The 15072-nt window shown below is 70.9% G+C and carries 18 protein-coding genes; 7 read left to right on the top strand and 11 right to left on the bottom strand.

Annotated elements, in window-relative coordinates; genetic code table 11:
* Positions 1 to 87: 87 nt before the first annotated feature.
* A complete protein-coding gene (locus ACZ303_RS13315; RefSeq protein WP_467338291.1) occupies positions 88 to 1356 on the bottom strand; it encodes a hypothetical protein in 1269 nt (422 codons plus the stop codon).
* A complete protein-coding gene (locus ACZ303_RS13310) occupies positions 1344 to 2165 on the bottom strand; it encodes an alpha/beta fold hydrolase (protein WP_467338289.1) in 822 nt (273 codons plus the stop codon). The genes ACZ303_RS13315 and ACZ303_RS13310 overlap by 13 nt, the downstream gene beginning before the upstream one ends.
* 234 nt (positions 2166 to 2399) lie before the next feature.
* Here ACZ303_RS13310 and ACZ303_RS13305 point away from each other — a divergent pair, with 234 nt between their 5' ends.
* Positions 2400 to 2936 carry a hypothetical protein gene (locus ACZ303_RS13305; RefSeq protein ID WP_467338287.1) on the top strand — a complete coding sequence of 179 codons (537 nt, stop codon included), beginning with the start codon at positions 2400 to 2402 and terminating at the stop codon, positions 2934 to 2936.
* Here the strand turns inward: ACZ303_RS13305 and ACZ303_RS13300 are convergent.
* Entirely contained in the window at positions 2861 to 3193 is a 333-nt protein-coding gene (locus ACZ303_RS13300; protein WP_467338285.1) for a DUF6255 family natural product biosynthesis protein, read from the bottom strand. The genes ACZ303_RS13305 and ACZ303_RS13300 overlap by 76 nt on opposite strands.
* Positions 3190 to 3774: an ATP-binding protein gene (locus ACZ303_RS13295; RefSeq protein WP_467338283.1), complete on the bottom strand. Its 585-nt coding sequence runs from the start codon at positions 3772 to 3774 to the stop codon at positions 3190 to 3192. The genes ACZ303_RS13300 and ACZ303_RS13295 overlap by 4 nt, the downstream gene beginning before the upstream one ends.
* A 219-nt stretch (positions 3775 to 3993) precedes the next feature.
* Here ACZ303_RS13295 and ACZ303_RS13290 point away from each other — a divergent pair, with 219 nt between their 5' ends.
* Together ACZ303_RS13290 and ACZ303_RS13285 are read left to right on the top strand one after the other, a co-directional pair.
* A complete protein-coding gene (locus tag ACZ303_RS13290) occupies positions 3994 to 4914 on the top strand; it encodes a Scr1 family TA system antitoxin-like transcriptional regulator (RefSeq protein ID WP_467338281.1) in 921 nt (306 codons plus the stop codon).
* Positions 4915 to 4922: 8 nt separating this feature from the next.
* Positions 4923 to 5120: a DUF397 domain-containing protein gene (locus tag ACZ303_RS13285; protein ID WP_467338279.1), complete on the top strand. Its 198-nt coding sequence runs from the start codon at positions 4923 to 4925 to the stop codon at positions 5118 to 5120.
* 52 nt (positions 5121 to 5172) lie between these two features.
* Here ACZ303_RS13285 and ACZ303_RS13280 read toward each other — a convergent pair whose 3' ends face one another.
* Positions 5173 to 5739 (bottom strand): hypothetical protein, encoded by a 567-nt coding sequence (locus tag ACZ303_RS13280; RefSeq protein WP_467338277.1) that lies wholly within the window; start codon positions 5737 to 5739, stop codon positions 5173 to 5175.
* A 329-nt stretch (positions 5740 to 6068) separates the two neighbouring features.
* Between ACZ303_RS13280 and ACZ303_RS13275 the strand changes: the two genes are divergently transcribed.
* Positions 6069 to 6674, top strand: a complete 606-nt coding sequence (locus tag ACZ303_RS13275; protein ID WP_467338275.1) for a Uma2 family endonuclease — start codon at positions 6069 to 6071, stop codon at positions 6672 to 6674.
* Between the two features lie 64 nt (positions 6675 to 6738).
* Here the strand turns inward: ACZ303_RS13275 and ACZ303_RS13270 are convergent, their stop codons facing one another.
* Entirely contained in the window at positions 6739 to 8061 is a 1323-nt protein-coding gene (locus tag ACZ303_RS13270; RefSeq protein WP_467338273.1) for an MFS transporter, read from the bottom strand.
* Positions 8062 to 8123: 62 nt separating this feature from the next.
* On the opposite strand from ACZ303_RS13270, the gene ACZ303_RS13265 reads away from it, so the two are divergent.
* Positions 8124 to 9134 carry a LysR family transcriptional regulator gene (locus ACZ303_RS13265; RefSeq protein ID WP_467338271.1) on the top strand — a complete coding sequence of 337 codons (1011 nt, stop codon included), beginning with the start codon at positions 8124 to 8126 and terminating at the stop codon, positions 9132 to 9134.
* Between the two features lie 143 nt (positions 9135 to 9277).
* Here ACZ303_RS13265 and ACZ303_RS13260 read toward each other — a convergent pair whose 3' ends face one another.
* Positions 9278 to 10057 (bottom strand): alpha/beta hydrolase, encoded by a 780-nt coding sequence (locus tag ACZ303_RS13260; protein ID WP_467338269.1) that lies wholly within the window; start codon positions 10055 to 10057, stop codon positions 9278 to 9280.
* 103 nt (positions 10058 to 10160) lie between these two features.
* Here ACZ303_RS13260 and ACZ303_RS13255 point away from each other — a divergent pair, with 103 nt between their 5' ends.
* Together ACZ303_RS13255 and ACZ303_RS13250 are read left to right on the top strand one after the other, a co-directional pair.
* On the top strand, positions 10161 to 11297 hold the full coding sequence (locus ACZ303_RS13255; protein ID WP_467338267.1) for an adenosine deaminase: 1137 nt from the start codon (positions 10161 to 10163) through the stop codon (positions 11295 to 11297).
* A gap of 166 nt (positions 11298 to 11463) precedes the next feature.
* On the top strand, positions 11464 to 11862 hold the full coding sequence (locus tag ACZ303_RS13250; RefSeq protein ID WP_467338265.1) for an ATP-binding protein: 399 nt from the start codon (positions 11464 to 11466) through the stop codon (positions 11860 to 11862).
* 105 nt (positions 11863 to 11967) lie between these two features.
* On the opposite strand, the gene ACZ303_RS13245 is transcribed toward ACZ303_RS13250, so the two are convergent.
* The 4 genes from ACZ303_RS13245 to ACZ303_RS13230 all read right to left on the bottom strand — a co-directional run bounded on the left by ACZ303_RS13245 (position 11968) and on the right by ACZ303_RS13230 (position 15037).
* On the bottom strand, positions 11968 to 12174 hold the full coding sequence (locus ACZ303_RS13245) for a PspC domain-containing protein (RefSeq protein ID WP_467338263.1): 207 nt from the start codon (positions 12172 to 12174) through the stop codon (positions 11968 to 11970).
* Between the two features lie 103 nt (positions 12175 to 12277).
* Entirely contained in the window at positions 12278 to 12850 is a 573-nt protein-coding gene (locus ACZ303_RS13240) for a VanZ family protein (protein WP_467338262.1), read from the bottom strand.
* Between the two features lie 88 nt (positions 12851 to 12938).
* A complete protein-coding gene (locus ACZ303_RS13235) occupies positions 12939 to 13541 on the bottom strand; it encodes a hypothetical protein (RefSeq protein WP_467338260.1) in 603 nt (200 codons plus the stop codon).
* On the bottom strand, positions 13538 to 15037 hold the full coding sequence (locus ACZ303_RS13230; protein ID WP_467338258.1) for an ATP-binding protein: 1500 nt from the start codon (positions 15035 to 15037) through the stop codon (positions 13538 to 13540). The genes ACZ303_RS13235 and ACZ303_RS13230 overlap by 4 nt, the downstream gene beginning before the upstream one ends.
* Positions 15038 to 15072 lie beyond the last annotated feature (35 nt).

Here is a 15072-nt window from a genome sequence, read left to right as displayed (position 1 = left end):
CCCGACGAACCGTAGTGCCATAACGACTGCCGTGGTTGGGCCGGTTGTGGTCGGTCGCACGACCCTTGTTTCCTGACGGCGCCGTCGTCAAGAGGGCGTGGCTGGTGCGGGGGCCGGGAGCGGGACGGCCCTCGCCATTGCTGAGGCGATGGGTTCTCCGTCGAGTGTGGCCCGTAGTTCCTGGACGCCCTGTTGCCGCTGTGCGTCGGTGAGGGAGACATAGCGCTCGATCCGTTCGTTGAGCGTTCGGCGGAATTCGGCGTAGAGCGCGTCGTCCTCCCGGATGCGGTCGGCGATCCGGACGAGCTCCGCCGTCCCGGCGAAGTCGTCCTCGGGTACGGGGTGGTGCGGCAGGACATCCGCGAAACGAGCGGCCATTCGGCCGAAGAGCGTGTCGTCGAGCTGCCGCACCGTGAAGACGTGGGCGTAGTGCTGCTCGTGGATCGCCAGTGGCAGCTGTCCGAGGGCCAGAGCCTCGTGGAGGGCCGTGAGGCCGGGGGCGAGCAGGTAATGAGGGGTGCTCGCCACCTGCCGCAGCAGTTCGCGTTGCGCCAGGAAGCGGCAATCGGCCCGTCCATCGGCGACCACGACATTTCGCCTCCGGTGTTCCCCGAAGGGGCCGCCGCAGATCAGAACGCGCGGGAAGCGGCGCCAATCGCGCAGCAGGTCGGCCACCCACCGGTCGAGCAGGCGCAGATACGCGTTGTTGACGTCGAAGTCCAGGAGGAAGTTCTTGAATCCGCCGACATTGACCAACAAGTCGTATTCCGGGTCCGCTTCGCGCGGCAGGTCCCGTAACCCTTCCACGTCGATGATCGAGCCCGTCACGTGGATCACGGGGCCGGTGCCCCCACCGACAGCGACGAGCTCGGCCGTACGTCGCGCGACACCCGGAAAGTTCTGCACCACGCTCTGGGTGGCGAGCAGATGGGCCGCGACGACGCGTTCGTGCGGTGAGAGCGGGCGCAGGTGCCGGTCCGCGGCCGAGAAGGAGGAGCGCGGCATGCTCGCGCACAGGTCGTGGATCCGGGCGAGCGGGCGTCCGAGCTGCCAGAAGCTCAGCAGACTGTCCACCATGACCACCGGCCGCCCCGCCACGACGGCCCGCACGACCAGATCGGCGTCCATGACCGAGAGGACCTGGTCGCTCGACTTCAGCAGGTCGTCGATCGCGGCGGGCCCGGTCCCGGCGGTCTCGCGGAGGTCGTCGAAGGCGTCCGCGTTGCGGCGGGCGAACGCCGCCGCCACGCCGTCGCCCACGAATATCCGCTCATGGCCGGAGAGCAGCCTGGATACGGCGACGAGTTCGGCCGCCGGACCGAAGCCGCAATTCTGGGCCCCCATCACGATTCGCATGGAGTCCACCCCCGCATGGCGGCCAGTCTCCCGACGAGCCGCTCCGCGAATTCCGCCGGGTGCCCCGCGTAGCCGACATGACCGCCGGGGAACTCGGCCAGTTCCCGACCGAGCCGTTCCGCGAGAATGACCGCCGGCCGGTGGATGACCTGCGTGCGCGAGTCGCGGCCACCGGCTATGACCACTCGGTCCGCCATGGCCGCGAGCGCGGCGAGGTCGGGAATGTAGCGCGTGGACGGCCGGACCACATGGGCCAGGAAGAACGCGCTGTTGTCGTGCGCCTCCGGCAGCTCCGGCGCGGGCCGGCCGCCGAACAGCGGTTGGAGCCGTTCCAAAGCCGCCCCGACGCCCTCACGGCGGAACACCTCGTGGACCTCGTCGAAGAATGCCCGGTAACGCGCGGCGTCCGGAAGCAGTGCCATCGCGGGCGGCTCGTGCGCGACCACCGACCGCACCCTGCCCGGACGCCGCACCAGGAGTTCGAGCGCGACGAGCCCGCCCGAGCAACTGCCGAACACCTGCGCCGACTCGCCTCCGACGGCCAGGTGGTCCAGCAGGCGGTACGCGTCGTCGGCGTGCACCTCGATCCGTTGATCCGTCGGCGGTCCGTCGAGCGGACTGCGTGAACAACCTCGCGGATCGTAGGAGACGACGCGATGGTCCGCGGCGAGCGCGGCCGCCGACCGCTCGAACACCGCCGCGTCGGAATTGCCGCCGGGAATGAGCAACAACAGCGGCCCGGAGCCGCGTACTTCGAAGTAGAGCCTCGCACCCGGTACCGCCAGAGTGCCGATCTCCAGTGCGTCCATCACACTCCAGGGCCGGAAGCCGAGCGACGTCCGAGGGTCACGACCACACTACTTACGGCGATGTTCCCGGAGAACCGCACGTGGGCGGTTCTCCGAAGCCGCAGGGCGCGCCCCCGCCCACGCGCGCCTCGCCGCGACCTCACATGCCTTCCTGTCGCTGCCGCGAGCCGGTCTCACAGGTGGGCCGGCGGGGCATCCCACACCTCACGCGACTCGCCACGAAGGAGATCCATCATGTCCGTCAGCAGATCGTGGACGCGTTCCCTGGCCCTGGCGGCCGTCACCGCGCTCGGTACGGCCGTGCCCACCGCGCTTCCCGCCCACGCGCACGCACCCGAGTACGTGCACGTGCAGTGCCAGGGAACCGAGTCCGTCGCCTACCGCCCCGGAGTCACCTTCGCGGCGCGGAACATCGAGATCACGACCAAGGGGCGGTTCAGCTCCTGCCTCGACAGCGCGGACAAGGTGGTGAGCGCCTCGTACGGGGAGCGGTTCACGATCTCCGCCGGCTGCAACGACCTCCTCGACGGATTCGAGGACCGGCGGACCATCAAGTGGAGCACCGGCGACACCAGCGTCATCCAGGCCACCGGCAGCAGCACCGCCGTGGCCGGCCAGGTCATCACCACCCTCACCGGCACTGTCGTGCAAGGCCGCTACCAGGGCCGGAACGCGGTACAGATCGTCACGCTCCCTCAGCCGGACGCACTGCAATGCCTCACCACCGGCGTGACGGAGGCGACAGGCGTCACCGGTCTCACGATCTTCTGAGGCCACCACCGTCCGCGTGGCGGTGGTCCGGACCGCCGGTCCCCGGCCACCGAACGCGCCCGGTTCCACGCCACGTTCAGGGCGGCCGCCCGGTCCGCCGCGCGCCGGTCCCGGGCGCGCGGGGTGATCACGTACGGCATGTCCGACGGCCGCACCGCCCCGTACGCCGTGAACCGCCGTACCCCGCAACCGTCGCAGCGGGACTCCCCTCGTGCGTGGGTCCAGCCCGACCGATGCGCACAGTTGCTACGGATCACCACGGCCTCCCCGGCAGGATGTGCGCCCCACGGAAGTGGCTGCGCACGGCTACGGTCGCGTCCACGACCCTCTCGTGATCGCCGTCCGCCACCGCCGCGCGGCGGGCGGCCGTGAGCCCGGCGCACTCCGCGCACCCCACCGGCGACCGCCGCGGCCCACCGTTGCCGGCGGCTTCGCCCACCACGAACCACATCGCTTTCCCCGGCCCCGGGCCGTGCGCGCAGACGCCCCACGCGTCCGCGCCGTGTTCGATCAGCGCCAGGCCACGGCCGGACTCGTCGTCGGACGCCGCGTCGGCACGGCGTACGGGCAGCCCCGCCGCGCCGTCGTGCACGAACACCCGCAGATGCCCGGCCTTCGTCCACTCCACGTAGAGGGTCACCGGGGTGGTGCAACCTCTCACCCGGCAGGCGTTGACCGCGTTCGTGACGGCCTCCGAGGTGAGTGCCACGGCGGTATCGGTCAGCTCGGTCCGGTAGGAGGAGAGGAGCAGGGTGCGGACCGCTTCGCGTGCGGTCCGCACCCAGGCGGGATGCGGCGGGAAGGCGAGGGAGCAGTTCGCGGCGGGGAGGGGTTCCATGACGTCTCCAGGGGGTGCCGGGGTGCGTGGGGTGGGCGGGTGAACGCGGTGGCTTTGCCCACGCCAACTCACGTTGAGGCAGGTGCACTTCCGCTGTATCGCGAGATTGGTGGGTCGACTCGACCGTAGTAAATACATTTACTGGGCCGCAACGAATCACCCGATTGTTGCCACGTGTGGGTGACAGCGGGCTCGATGAATGGACCCGCCTGGCCCGGTATGGGCAGACTGCCGCCAGTCGAGGAGGAGGACAGGGCAGGGATGGCACCCAGGAAACAGCCGAGCGAGCGACAGCGTCGACTCGGGGCGGAGCTGCGCAAGCTGCGGGAGGGCGCCGGTATTTCCGGCGACCAGGCCGCGGCCTTGCTGGACGCTGACCGCGCCCGCATCAGCAACATCGAAACCGGTCGTCTCGATGTCACGCGAAACCGCTTGTACATGTTGCTACGCGAGTACGGATGCCCGCCCGGAGCGTACTTCGACGGGCTCATGGCGATGGCGCAGGAGTCAGGTAAGGGCTGGTGGGACGAGTACGCCGATGTGCTGGCTCGTAGGGCTCTCGACTTGGCGGAACTGGAAGCGCGGGTCACCACTATTCGTGCCCACGAGTCGTCCGTCATCCCGGGCATGTTCCAAACGGAGGACTACGCACGCGCTGTGATCTCACACCTTGAGGGCGATCACGAACAACTCGATCGTTGGGTGAGGTTCAGGCTTGAGCGTCAGCGCATCCTGGGTGGGCTGCAGAGCTACCACGCCATCATCCCCGAGTCAGGTATCCGGATGCGTGTCGGCGACGCGAAGGTCATGCGTAAGCAGCTCTTGAAGCTCATCGAGGTCGCTCGTCTTCCTCATGTGACGGTGCAGATTTTCCCGTTCGAGATGGGGCCGTATTCCACCTTCGTCCGATCCTTCATCCTTATGGGCGGCGGACCTCCGGAGTTGGACACCTTGTACCGAGAGCACCCGACCAGCGCGGACTTCATCGGGGATTCAGACAGCATCTCCGAGTACGCCAGAATGTTTGAGCGACTCGCCTCGTTGTCTCTTGCCCCCATCGATCCAGAGGCAGCACCTGAGAAGGCGGGGGCACAGGACTCGCTGAGTTTGCTCCAACACGTCCTGTATGAACTGCGATAGGTGGCAATATGTCTCAGAGTGCTTGGCTTAAGTCCTCATACAGTGTCGGCCAGGACGGCTCCTGCGTCGAAGTCGCCCTCACCCCCGGCGGCCTCATACGCCTTCGCGAAAGCGATCACCCCACCGACGTCATCACCACGACCCCCACCGCCCTGGCCGCCCTCCTCGGAGTCGTCAGAACCGGACGGTTGGTCCCGTGGGGCTGACAAGCGAAGGCACCGCGTAAACACGCGGTGCCTTCGTAGTGCAGGTACAGGATCAGGCGCGCACCGTGTACCACGCGCCCAGGCCGCCGCACCCGCTCGCGGAGTACGTCGTGCTGCGGTAGCCCGCCGGGATGGGCGAGCCGGGGCAGGTCCAGATGCCGTTGCGGACGAGCTGGTGGTACCAGGCGCCGATGCCGTTGCATCCGGCGCGCATGTAATTCGTGGTGACGTAGCCGGGCACGATCGGCGAGCCGGCGCAGGTCCAGAGCCCATTGCGGGCGAGCTGGTGGTACCAGGCCCCGATGCCGCTGCACCCGGTGGGGAGGTAGTTGCTGATGACGTAGCCGGGCACGATCGGGGAGCCCGAGCAGGTCCAGATCCCGTCACGCACGGGCGCCTGGAACCAGGCGCCCGCGCCCCGGCAACCGTTGCGGTCGTACATGGTGATCACGTAGCCGTCCGGAACGGGCGCTCCGGAGCAGGACCAGCCGCCGGCGGCGACCTTCGAACCGCTGTCGGCCGCGGCACTGGCCGTGCCCGTGGCGGCGCCGGTGAGTACGGCCGCGATCAGCGCGACCGCTCCGACGAGCGCGGCGATCCTGCTTCGCGCGACCGCCATGGCCGTACTGCTCCACAGGCGGCGGAGTTGTCTGTCCACTTCACACCAGTCCTCATCGACATGTGCACTTCATGCTTGTCGATGGGCAAGGACATCGGACGGGGGAGCGAAAGTCACCCCACCGGACCGCGGTGTGAGAAGAGAGTCACCGTCGGTGAACGCCGAACGGCGGCCGCGGAAGCTGCTATGAGGGACCGTCAGCTTTCGGACAGGCCCGGCGGCCTGGGGCGCGGGGCGCCACCTTACTCGTACGGGTGAAGGGGCCAGGGAACCTCTGCCGCCCCCGTGCGGCCTGCTGGGATCGGTGAGTACCGACAGAGGGGGGCGCGATGAGCACAGCCGGCACCGACTGTTCGCCGGATGGCGAGTGGGACGAGCTGCTCCGTATCCGGCAGGGCACAACCGTCCCCGAGGGTTGCGGAGTGGAGATCGTCGACGGGGTCATCACCGTGTTACCGGCGGATGCCCGCAACGACCGCAGCCGCATCGCCCGGAATTTGCGGTGTCGGCTGATCGAGGCCGTCCCCGAGGGCTGGGGCGTCCACCGGTCCTTGGCTGTCGCTGTCCCGTCTCGTAGTGGCCTCTACATCCCAGACCTCGTTGTCGCGCCCGAGGCGGTGGTGGATGACGCTTCCGAGTCGGCGGGCGAGTCCGAGAATTTCATCCAGGCGTCGGTGGTCGAGCTCGTCGTGGAGATCACCTCGAAGGCGAGCGTTCGCGCTGCTCGGGTCAGCAAGCCCGCCGGTTACGCGCATGCAGGGGTGCCGCTCTGCCTCCTTGTCGACAGGTGGGCACCCGGAGGCCCCACTTTCACCCTCTACGGCGAACCCAAGGGCGGCCTGTACCGGGTACTGCGGGCGGGGAAGTTCGGCAACCCGGTCCGTCTCCCCACACCGTTCGATCTCACGGTCGACACCAGCATCTTCCTAGGCTGAACAGCGAAACGGCCCACCCCACCAGGACAGGTGACGGGGCGGGCCGTTCGAGCAGAGGCGCGGGCTAGGCCCGTACCGTCATGCGGCGGCGCTCCAGGAGCGCCCGCCGCGTCGCGTACAGCGTGATCGACGCCGCGCCGACCATCGCCACCAGGCCCAGCACCACCGTGCCGTCCCAGCCGGCGAAGTGGAAGGCGAGCGCGCCCACCGTCCCGCCGACCGAGCTGCCCAGGTAGTACGCCGTCTGGTAGAGGGCCGACGCCTGGGCGCGGCCCGTCTTCGCGGCGCGGCTGACGGAGGACGAGGCCACCGCGTGGCCCGCGAAGAAGCCGGCCGTGATCAGGACGAGGCCCAGCAGGACCGCGATCAGCGAGGCCGTCAGGGTCAGCAGCAGGCCCGCCGTGGTGGTGCTCACCGCGAGGTACAGCGCGCCGCGCCGGCCCATGCGGCCGACGAGCCTTCCGGCCGCGGCGGAGGAGGCCGTACCGACGAGGTAGATCAGGAAGATCGAGCCGACGACGCCCTGGGGGAGGGAGAACGGCGCCTCGGCCAGGCGGTAGCCGATGACCGTGTAGACCGCGCCGAAGACGGTCATGAAGAGCGCGCCGATCGCGTACAGCCGGCGCAGCAGCGGGTCGGAGAGGTGGCCGCGGACCGTACGGGCCAGGTCGCGCGGCGAGACGGCCGTGGGGGTGAAGTGCCGGGCCTTGGGGATCAGTACCCGGAAGGCGACCGCGCAGATCACGGCCAGTACCCCGACCGCGGCGAGCCCCGCCCGCCAGCCCCATGCCTGTGCTCCCCAGCCGGCGACGATGCGCCCGGACATGCCGCCGAGGCTGTTGCCCGCGACGAACAGGCCGATCGCGCCGACCAGCGCCTTCGCGCGGACCTCCTCGGCGAGATAGGCCATCGCCGACGCCGGGAGCCCCGCGAGCGCCGCGCCCTGGACGGCGCGCAGCGCGACCAGCCAGCCCAGGTCGGGGGCGAACGGTACGAGCAGCGCGACGAACGCGGCGACGCACAGGGAGGCGGTCATCATCGTCCGCCGGCCGAAGCGCTCGGAGAGGGCGCTGAGCGGGACGACGGCGAGCGCGAGGCCGCCGGTCGCGGCGGAGACGGTCCAACTCGCCTGATCCGGCGTCACTCCGAGGTCGTCGGAGATCGCGGGGAGGAGGGCCTGCGTGGAGTAGAGCAGGGCGAAGGTGGCGACACCCGCCGCGAAGAGCGCGAGGCTCGTGCGGCGGTAGCCGGGACCGCCGGGCACGAGCTTGCTGTCATCGGTGGAGACAGCGGGGGCGGCGGAGTCTGTGGAGGTGGAGAGGGACGACAGTGCGGCGGCACCCGATCGCATGATGACGACGGATGCCCCGGTATCGGCAGGAGGCATGTACCGACCGTATGCACGCTCCGCTCATGCGTCCAATGCACAAAAACGCGATAATCGATCCCATGCAGCATGAGCGCAGGCCAGGGCCCTCTCTGTCACCAACTGGCAACGAAAGCGTGACTCGGAATTTTGACAACTCGGTAACCCCTGACGGACCCGACATCAAGGCGGATTCGTGGGCGGCGACCCTCACCCCGCGCCTCGCGCAGTTCGTCGCCGTGGCCCGGCACGAGCACGTCACGCGGGCCGCTCAGCAGTTGCAGATGCCGCAGTCGACGCTCAGCCGGTCGATGGTGCGGATCGAAAACGACCTGGGCGTCGCGCTGTTCGCCCGGCACGGCCGCACGGTCTCGCTCACCGCGGCCGGCCGGGCGTTCCTCGCCTCGGTCGAGCGGGCGCTGTCGGACGTCGAGCGCGCCGCCGAGTCCGTACAGGCCGACGCGGACCCCACCAGCGGCAAGGTCGCCTTCGGCTTCCTGCACACCCTGGGCTCGGAGACCGTGCCGGAGCTGATCCGCGCCTTCCGCGCCGATCATCCGCGCGTGCGGTTCCAGCTGGTGCAGGGTTACGGGGAGGCCATGCTGGAACGGCTGCGGTACGGCGACCTGGACCTGTGCCTGACCTCGCCGCTGCCGGACGCGCCGGACCTCGCGGCCCGGCGGCTGGACGAACAGAAGCTCCGCCTGGTCGTCCCCGACGACCACCCGCTCGCGACCCGCAAGCGCGTCCGCCTCGCGGAGGCTTCCGCCGAGCTCTTCGTGACCCTCGAACCCGGCTACGGCCTGCGCCGCATCACCGACGCGCTCTGCGCGGAGGCGGGCTTCACCCCGAAGGTGGCCTTCGAGGGCGAGGACCCGGAGACGCTGCGGGGGTTGGTGGCGGCGGGGCTCGGCGTCGGGCTGCTGCCGCCGCCGGCTGTCGCGCGGCCGGGGGTGGTGGAGCTGACGGTCACCGCGCCGCGCGCTTTCCGCGAGATCGGGGTGGCCTGGCTGGACGGTCACCCGGATACGCCACCGGTGGCGGCCTTCAAGCGGTTCCTGCTGTCGCGCCGGGGGCAGTTGCTGCCGCGGTAGGTGGGCGCCTGCGGTCACGTCCGGGGCGGGCCGTACTCCGCTCGCCGGACGCCGAGCCGCCCGGCGGCGAGCATCATCGCCTGCACGAGCCAGCGGAGCGTGCGGGTGACCGAGGGCAATCACTCGGACCCCGGAGCGAACGTTCAGAACCCCAGCGACGCCCCGAAGCCGGAGGCCAGCGGCATCCGCAACCCCAGTGGCGGCGGTGCCGCCAGGGCGTCCGTGACCGGGCGGGTGTACGGGTGGCCGAAGAGGGAGCCGCGTACGAAGTCCACCGTCAGGGCCTGGACTTCGGAGCGGTGTTGGTGGAGGGCGTGGCCGTCGGAGTGGACCTCGAAGCGGCAGACGTCGCGGTTGATCTTCTTCGCCCGTTCGGCGAGGCGGAAGGAGAGGTCCGGGTCGGTGCGTTCGTCGTTGGTGCCGTGGACGAGCAGCACCCGGCGGCCCGCGAGCTGGCGCACCGGGTCGGGGGCGAGCAGCGCCTCCGGTTCGGGCAGCCAGGGGGAGAGGGCCAGTACGGAGGTGACGGCCGGGTGGCCGGCGGCGTGCAGGGCGGCGCGGGCGCCCATGCCCGTGCCGACCAGGCAGACCGGCACGTCGCCGTAGCGCCGTACGACCTCGTCCGCGGCCCACTCCGCGTCCCGCACCGGGTCGGCGGCCGTACCGTTCCAGCCGCGGCGGCGGTAGCGGACGACGTGGGTGACCAGCCCCTCCGGGCTCCCCGCGCGGGCCAGCCGGCGGGCCAGCGGCCGTTGCGCGGCGAGGGCCAGGAGCGAGGGGCGGCGGGCCCCGGCGGCGCGGCCGCCCGGCAGCAACAGCGCCACGCCATGTACCGAACGCCCGGCCCCCAGCGGCTTTCCGAGGCCGACGGCCCCGCTTCCCGGCGTTCCGGGGTCCCGCTGCGGCATCGCTTGCTGAGACATGGCAGAAACGATGGCAGAAGGCCGCGTGGTGTCCACCCCGCCGATGGGTCACCTTTCCGTATCGTTCGCAGCCGTCTACGCGCGTAGGCGTTAGAGTGCCGAGATGACGACCGAGACCTCCTCCACACCCACTCCCGAGCAGATCCGTCGTGCGCCCAAGGTGCTGCTGCACGACCACCTCGACGGCGGCCTGCGCCCCGGCACCGTCGTCGACCTGGCCCGTGAGACGGGCTACGACGGTCTGCCCGAGACCGACCCGGACAAGCTGGGCGTCTGGTTCCGCGAGGCCGCGGACTCCGGCTCGCTGGAGCGCTACCTGGAGACCTTCGCGCACACCTGCGCCGTGATGCAGACCCGCGACGCCCTCTTCCGCGTGGCCGCCGAGTGCGCGGAGGACCTGGCGGAGGACGGTGTCGTCTACGCCGAGGTGCGCTACGCCCCCGAGCAGCACCTGGAGGGCGGGCTCTCCCTCGAAGAGGTCGTCGAGGCCGTGAACGCCGGCTTCCGCGAGGGCGAGCGCCGGGCGAAGGCCAACGGCCACCGCATCCGCGTCGGCGCCCTGCTGACCGCGATGCGGCACGCCGCCCGCGCGCTGGAGATCGCGGAACTCGCCAACCGCTACCGCGACTCGGGCGTGGCCGGCTTCGACATCGCGGGCGCGGAGGCGGGCTTCCCCCCCACCCGTCACCTCGACGCCTTCGAGTACCTCAAGCGCGAGAACAACCACTTCACCATCCACGCGGGTGAGGCCTTCGGCCTGCCGTCCATCTGGCAGGCCCTCCAGTGGTGCGGCGCGGACCGCCTCGGCCACGGTGTGCGCATCGTCGACGACATCGAGGTCGCCGAGGACGGCACGGTCAAGCTCGGCCGGCTGGCGTCGTACGTACGGGACAAGCGCATTCCGCTGGAGATGTGCCCGACCTCGAACCTGCAGACCGGTGCCGCCGCCTCCTACGAGGAACACCCGATCAAGCTGCTGCGCAAGCTGCATTTCCGGGCGACCGTGAATACTGATAATCGTCTGATGAGCGGCACCAGCATGAGCCTGGAATTCGAGCACCTGGTGAAGGCGTTCGGCTACAGCCTCGACGACATGCAGTGGTTCACCGTCAACGCGATGAAGTCCGCGTTCATCCCATTCGACGAACGTCTGGCGATGATCAATGACGTCATCAAGCCGGGTTACGCGGAGCTGAAGTCGGAGTGGCTGTTCCGCCAGACGGTGACGGAAACCGCCTGACCTGCAAAATTCTTTACCGTCGCAACGGACGGTGATTCCACGGGGAATACCGTGACCACGGCCGGGACAGTTACTGTCCCGGCCGTGTCAATGATTGCGGACGCCCGGAACTCGCGACTAGGTTGCAGTGCCCGCTCAAAATCTCCGTCGCGAGGACAGAATTCAGATGAAGCAGGGAACCATCAAGACCCTCGGTGTTGCCGCGCTCGGTATCGCCTTCGCCGCCACAGCGGCGGGCAGCGCGTCGGCGGCGGGCACCGCGGGCGCCGTCGAGTCGGTCACCGGCACCGCCGCGAGCGCGATGGGCCAGCTGCCCATCCAGAAGGCCGCCAAGTTCGCCCCCGCGGGCGGGCCCGTCATCTCGGCCGCGGACCGGGCGGTCCAGGCCGGCATTCTGGAGTCCCCGTCGCAGGCCGTGGACAAGGCCCTGGCCCCGAACCTCCCCATGACACCGTCCCTGCCGAAGGCGGCGCCGGCCGACACCAAGGGCAACGGCGGTCTGCTCGGCGGCCTGCCGCTGGCCACCAACGGCTTCTCCCTGGACAACCTCGCCGGCGGCAGCTGACCTTCGCCCCGGCCTCGTCACGCGGCGGCCGCGCGCCGGCCCCGTGACGCGACGACGGCGGGCCGCGCATCCCGGACACCGGGGCGCGCGGCCCGCCGCGTGCGTTCACCAGGAGGTCTCAGTGCCGCTCTTCTCGTTCGGCAGCAGCAGCCACAGCGCGAGGTAGAGCACGAACTGGGGGCCGGGCAGCAGGCAGGAGACCAGGAAGATCACGCGCATCGTGGTGCGCGAGGTCCCATAGCGCTGGGCGAGGCCCGCGCAGACTCCGGCGATCATCCTGTGGTTGCGCGGCCGGACCAGCGGAGCGGACATGACGGCGACTCCTCGTCGTGGGCCCGGTGCCATCGACGGTGCCGGGCGGGAACGTTTCCCGATGACTCCACGCTACGGTCGAGGGCCCCGCCGGGACGTCGCTCTAGGGGGCGATCCGAACCCTGGGGATCGTCGGGGTCATCCCCTGAATCTCCTCCTCGCGGCGTAGGGGCTCGGGCCGCTTTCCGGCCGCCGGTCGCGTTCCGTCACCGCCTCGGCGGAGCCGGGCCCGTACGGCCGGCACCACCGCGAGGTGCGCGAGCGCCACACCCGTGACATTGAGCAGCAGCGCGTCCAGGTTCAGCACCTGGCCCATGACACCGCTCTGGACGACCTGGAGACCCAGCGAGACCATCGCGGCGGTGAAGACGGTGCGGATGAGCGAGCCCAGCGAGGAGGCGCGGACCCGGCCTCTCGCCCAGGGCAGCAACACCCCCAGGGGAGCCAGCGGCAGCACGCCCGCGGCGATCGCGCGGGCCGCCGCCCAGGGGCCGAGCGCCAGATCGGCGCGGATGGTGGCGAGCGGTTCCAGGTGCGAGGCCGTCACCCAGGGCGCCGTCAGCGGGCGCAGGGCCAGCCAGCCGACGGCCAGGAGATGGGCGACCAGCAGCACACACCCCGCGACGCGGTAGCGGTATCGGAGGGCGGGCGTACCGCCGTAACCATGACCCTGCACGCCCCACAGGACGCCGTGCGCCGGTCGCGCGGTTCCGCCGGCGGCGACGGAGAGTCGCGACGGCGCGCGGTGACAGCGCGTGACGGCCTCAGTGCACCGGGGTGCCCTTGATCTCGGCGGTGTCGGGCTGGCCGCGCATGGCGTCGGTGCACCCGTAGCTCCGGGGCCGTTCCTCGCCCGGGCCGCCCAGGACCACCGTGTCCTTGCCGTCGGCCGCGGCCGTACCGGCGTACGTGCACACGAGCTGGGCCAGCGCCACCTGCGGCAGCTCTTCGGGCTCCCGGTCCAGGCGCAGCGTCCCGGACGGATCGCCCGGCCGCGGGCCGGCCACGCCCAGGCGCTGTGGCACGGCGGATGTGAGCCCGGCCCCGGCCTCCTCGTTCGACGGCGACCTGCGCAGCTCGTCGAGGAGGACGCGGGCCACGACCACGGTGTCGCCCGGCTTGTCCGGCAGCGACACCTGCCGTGTCACGGGCACCAGCTGGGAGGTGCACGTCAGCTGTACGGTCACGGGGGCCTGGCCCGCGGGCGCGCTCCGGTCGGCCCGTACGACGCACGACGCCCGCGAGGGCGCGCCGCCGGCGTCCACGGGCACGGCGGTGCCGCGGATCCCGCAGCCGGTGAGCGCGGGTACCGCGCCGAGCAGGGCCAGCGCCGCGGCGGCGGCCTTGGTGAGCATCCTGGGGTTCACTTTCCGTTCCCCTCCGCCCCGTCGCCCGACGCGCCGTCGGCCGTGTCCTCGTCGGCCGGCCGCGAGGCGTCGCGCGGAAGCGTGAAGGTGAAGACCGCACCGCCGTCGGGGGAGTTGGCGGCCGTGATCTCGCCGCCGTGGATATGGGCGTTCTCCAGGGCGATCGACAGGCCCAGGCCGCTGCCCTCGGAGCGCGGCCGGGAGGCGCTCGCCTTGTAGAAGCGGTCGAAGACGTGCGGCAGGACGTCCTCGGGGATGCCGGGGCCGTGGTCGCGCACGTCGATCCGCAGCGAGTCGTCGTCCGCCCGCACGGAGACCCGTACGGGGGACCCGCCGTGCTTGAGGGCGTTACCGATGAGGTTGGCGAGGATGACGTCGAGGCGGCGCGGGTCGAGCAGGGCCACGATGCCGCGCTCGGCGTCCAGCTCCACGGCGTCCAGCCAGGCGCGGGCGTCGATACAGGCGGTGACCTGGTCGGCGACGTCCACGTCGTCCAGGACCAGCCGGGCCGTGCCCGCGTCGAAGCGGGTGACCTCCATGAGGTTCTCCACCAGGTCGTTGAGCCGGCGGGTCTCGCTGACCACCAGCTGCACGGCGGGCGCGATCATCGGGTCGAGGTTGTCGGCCTCGTCCTCCAGCACCTCGGTCACCGCCGTGATCGCCGTGAGCGGGGTGCGCAGCTCGTGCGACATGTCGGCGACGAAGCGGCGGCTCGCCGCCTCGCGGGCGCTCAGCTCGTCGACCCGCTGCTCCAGCGACTCCGCCGTCTTGTTGAACGTCCGCGACAGGTCCGCCAGCTCGTCGGTGCCCGACACCTGGAGGCGGGTGTCCAGCTTCCCCTCGCCGAGCCGCCGCGCCGCGTCACCGAGCCGCTGTACGGGCCGCAGCACCGTGGACGCGGCCGCCTGGGCGAGCAGCGCCGAGCCGACGAGGGCCAGGGCGGTGGCGATGCCGAGGGACCAGGCCAGGGAGTTGAGGTCCTCCCGCTCGTTCTCCAGGGACTTCAGCAGATAGCCGGTGGGGCCGCCGCCGATCACCTTCGCGCCACCGACCAGGTAGGGCTTGCCGCCGAGGGTGATCCGCTGCCAGTACAGGTGGTAGGCATAGCGGTTGGAGTCGTCGACCCGGCGCTCGCGGTCGACGGCCGAGCGGAGCGAGGCGGGCACGACCTTGAGCGTGAACAGATCAGGGTTGGAGGGGGCCGCGCAGGTGCCGCCGCCACTGGCCGTGCCGATCAGCAGCACCTCGTACTTCTGCGAGGTCGCCGCCATCCGGTCCGCGGCCGACTGGAGCTCCTGGCAGGTCGGGTTCAGCGGCAGCGAACCGGTGTTGTCCTGCAACGACTTGCGGAAATCGTCGAGCGCGGCGTCCTGGGTGCGGGTGAGGACCGCGTCGCGGTTGAGCCAGTACGCGATGGCGGAGGCGGAGACCGCGGCCGCCAGGGCCACCAGCGCGAAGACCAGCATCAGGCGCAGCCGCAGGCTGATCCACCGCATGCTGGGCTTCATGACGCTCCGGGGCGCCGCCCAGC

The sequence above is a fragment of the Streptomyces sp. NPDC023527 genome, assembly GCF_055560115.1.
This window is presented reverse-complemented; position numbering and strand designations above follow the sequence as displayed.

Coding starts and splice junctions, on each gene's coding strand:
- ACZ303_RS13315 (WP_467338291.1), bottom strand. CDS start 1,356: ATGCGAATCGTGATGGGGGCCCAGAATTGCGGCTTCGGTCCGGCGGCC.
- ACZ303_RS13310 (WP_467338289.1), bottom strand. CDS start 2,165: ATGGACGCACTGGAGATCGGCACTCTGGCGGTACCGGGTGCGAGGCTC.
- ACZ303_RS13305 (WP_467338287.1), top strand. CDS start 2,400: ATGTCCGTCAGCAGATCGTGGACGCGTTCCCTGGCCCTGGCGGCCGTC.
- ACZ303_RS13295 (WP_467338283.1), bottom strand. CDS start 3,774: ATGGAACCCCTCCCCGCCGCGAACTGCTCCCTCGCCTTCCCGCCGCAT.
- ACZ303_RS13290 (WP_467338281.1), top strand. CDS start 3,994: ATGGGCAGACTGCCGCCAGTCGAGGAGGAGGACAGGGCAGGGATGGCA.
- ACZ303_RS13285 (WP_467338279.1), top strand. CDS start 4,923: ATGTCTCAGAGTGCTTGGCTTAAGTCCTCATACAGTGTCGGCCAGGAC.
- ACZ303_RS13280 (WP_467338277.1), bottom strand. CDS start 5,739: ATGGCGGTCGCGCGAAGCAGGATCGCCGCGCTCGTCGGAGCGGTCGCG.
- ACZ303_RS13275 (WP_467338275.1), top strand. CDS start 6,069: ATGAGCACAGCCGGCACCGACTGTTCGCCGGATGGCGAGTGGGACGAG.
- ACZ303_RS13270 (WP_467338273.1), bottom strand. CDS start 8,061: ATGCCTCCTGCCGATACCGGGGCATCCGTCGTCATCATGCGATCGGGT.
- ACZ303_RS13265 (WP_467338271.1), top strand. CDS start 8,124: ATGCAGCATGAGCGCAGGCCAGGGCCCTCTCTGTCACCAACTGGCAAC.
- ACZ303_RS13260 (WP_467338269.1), bottom strand. CDS start 10,057: ATGTCTCAGCAAGCGATGCCGCAGCGGGACCCCGGAACGCCGGGAAGC.
- ACZ303_RS13255 (WP_467338267.1), top strand. CDS start 10,161: ATGACGACCGAGACCTCCTCCACACCCACTCCCGAGCAGATCCGTCGT.
- ACZ303_RS13250 (WP_467338265.1), top strand. CDS start 11,464: ATGAAGCAGGGAACCATCAAGACCCTCGGTGTTGCCGCGCTCGGTATC.
- ACZ303_RS13245 (WP_467338263.1), bottom strand. CDS start 12,174: ATGTCCGCTCCGCTGGTCCGGCCGCGCAACCACAGGATGATCGCCGGA.
- ACZ303_RS13230 (WP_467338258.1), bottom strand. CDS start 15,037: ATGCGGTGGATCAGCCTGCGGCTGCGCCTGATGCTGGTCTTCGCGCTG.